This window comes from Rhodococcus sp. EPR-157 (assembly GCF_001647195.1).
Classification (GTDB): domain Bacteria; phylum Actinomycetota; class Actinomycetes; order Mycobacteriales; family Mycobacteriaceae; genus Rhodococcoides.
On the sequence record NZ_LVCV01000544.1, the window covers coordinates 1 to 2,666 of the forward strand.

1 protein-coding gene is annotated in these 2,666 nt (G+C 63.7%); it reads right to left on the bottom strand.

What is annotated here, in order from left to right:
* Nucleotides 1-2,666 (bottom strand): non-ribosomal peptide synthetase (locus tag A2J03_RS24090; RefSeq protein WP_156520566.1); only part of this gene is annotated, 2,666 nt, incomplete at both ends.

Below are 2,666 nucleotides of genomic sequence, written 5' to 3' on the forward strand. Positions count from 1 at the left end.
CACAGACGAATCCGCCACCACAGACTCCAACACCCGAACAAACCGCTCCACAAAACCATCCACCGTCACCACATCGAACAAATCCGTCGCGAAGGTGAACTCGGCGTGGATCTCTGCCGGTCGACCATCCGCTGTGGTGCCGTCGAAGATCGTCAGCTGCAGATCGGTCTTCGCCAGCGGTGAGTTGACGTCGACCGGAGCAATCGTCAAACCAGGCAACTCGAGGCTGGCTCGCGTCATGTTCTGGAAGGACAGACCCACCTGGAACAACGGATTCCGTGCCGTGGAACGGACCGGATTGAGCACCTCCACCAACCGCTCGAACGGCACATCCGCATGAGCGAACGCCTGCAGGTCCGCTTCCCGTGCCTGAGCCAGCAACTCCTCGAACGTCATCGACGAATCCACCCGCGTACGGAAGACCAACGTATTGACGAACATCCCGATCATGTCGTCGAGCGCCTTGTCTCCACGACCAGCGACCGGGGTTCCGACAGCAATGTCGTCGACTCCGGACATACGGGAAAGGAACACCGCGAACGCGGCGTGCATCGTCATGAACAGCGTGGCGTGGTGCTTACGTGACAGATCGAGTAGAGCACTGTGCAGATCCGCGTCGATCGTGAATCGAACCGAATCGCCTCGGAAGCTCTGATGCGCGGGCCGGGGCCGATCCGAGGGCAGGTCGAGCTGGTCGGGTAGTCCGGCCAGGGCACTCTTCCAGTACGCAACCTGCTGCGAGGCAATCGAATCCGGATCGTCCTCACTACCGAGAACCTCACGCTGCCACAACGCATAATCGGCGTACTGCACCGCGAGCGGAGCCCAACCTGGCGCCTCACCAGCCGAACGCGCCGCATACGCGATCATCACATCGCGCACGAGCGGCGCCATGGAAGCACCGTCCGCGGAGACGTGGTGGATCACGAACGCGAGCACGTACTCGTCGTCGGCCAGCCGGAACAGTTGCGCGGCTCGGGGGATCTGGGTCGTGACGTCGAACGCCGTCATCATCAGATCGATGACGCGCCGACGAATGTCCGCCTCCTGGACGTCCTCGACAGACAGGACGGCATCGGCGTCGTCGACGTGCAGAATCTCCTGGTGCGGTCCGTCCATCGAATCGGGGTAGATCGTTCGAAGGGATTCGTGGCGTGCGATGAGGTCGGCTACCGCTGCTTCGAGTGCGGGGACGTCGAGTTGCCCACTCAATCGCACCGCGAACGGGATGTTGTCCACTGCGGAGGTCGTGTCGTACTGGTTGAGGAACCAGTACCGCTGCTGCGCCAACGAGAGCGGAATGCGTGCGGGCCGATCGACGGCGACGAGTTCTCGCTGCCCGCCGCTTCCGACCTGGCTCGCGATCCGCGCGGCGAGTTCCGCGACCGTCGATGCTTCGAACAGTTCACGCACGCCGATCTTCGTGTTCAGGACCTGACCCAACCGCGACACCAGCTGCGTCGCGATCAGTGAGTTGCCGCCGAGTTCGAAGAAGTCGTCGTCGAGCCCGACTCGATCGAGCGAGAGGACCCCGGCGAACGTGTCGGCAACGATCTCTTCCACCGGTGTGGTGGGCGCGCGGAACTCCTTCGCCGCCACCACGGGTGCAGGCAGCGCCTTACGATCGAGCTTCCCGCTCGAGCCGAGCGGGAACTCGTCCAATACGACGAACACGGACGGCACCATGTACTCGGCGAGCTTCGTGCCGAGTGCGGAACGAACTGTCGCACTGTCGAAGTCCTCGGTGTCCACGACGACGTACGCGACGAGTTGCTCGTCGCGAACGAGCACCGCCGCCTGCGAGATCGAATCCTGCTCGAGCAGATTCGTTTCGATCTCGCCGAGTTCGATACGCAGACCACGCAGCTTGACCTGGAAGTCGCTGCGGCCCACGTAGTCGAGCTCGCCGCTCGCGGTCCAGCGGACGACGTCGCCCGTTCGGTAGAGCCGCTCGCCACGGGCACGCGCCTCCGGCACGGGGTGGGCGACGAACCGATCGGCAGTCAGATCCGGACGGCCGACATATCCGCGGGCAAGTTGAACACCCGCCAGATAAAGCTCACCCTCGACCCCGACCGGGACTGGAGCGAGCCGACGATCCAGGACGAACACGCGGGTGTTCCACACCGGGGCGCCGATGGGGACGACGGTCTCCCCTTTCGTCACCTCGTGGAACGTCACGTCGACGGCAGCTTCGGTCGGTCCGTACAGGTTGTGCAGCCGTACGTTCGGCAAAGCCCCGAACAGTCGCTGAGCAGTGGCTGCCGGTAGCGCCTCGCCCGACGCGAACACCTGTCGCACAGTGGGCAACTGGAGTTGACGAGCTTCGAGCTCGGCGACGAATACCGACAGCATCGACGGGACGAAGTGCACGGTGGTCACGGACTCTTCGGCCATGACGCGCGCGAGGTAGTGCGGATCGCGATGGCCGTCGGGAATCGCGACGACGACCGAGGCACCCACCTGCAGTGCCCAGAAGAACTCCCAGACGGACACGTCGAACGTGAACGGAGTCTTCTGCAGCACCACATCGTTCGTGGTGAGTCGATACGTGTCCTGCATCCACAGCAGACGGTTGACGATGGCCTCGTGCGAGACCGCCACACCCTTCGGCCGACCCGTCGACCCCGACGTGAAAATCACATACGCCGAATTCGACCCCCGCA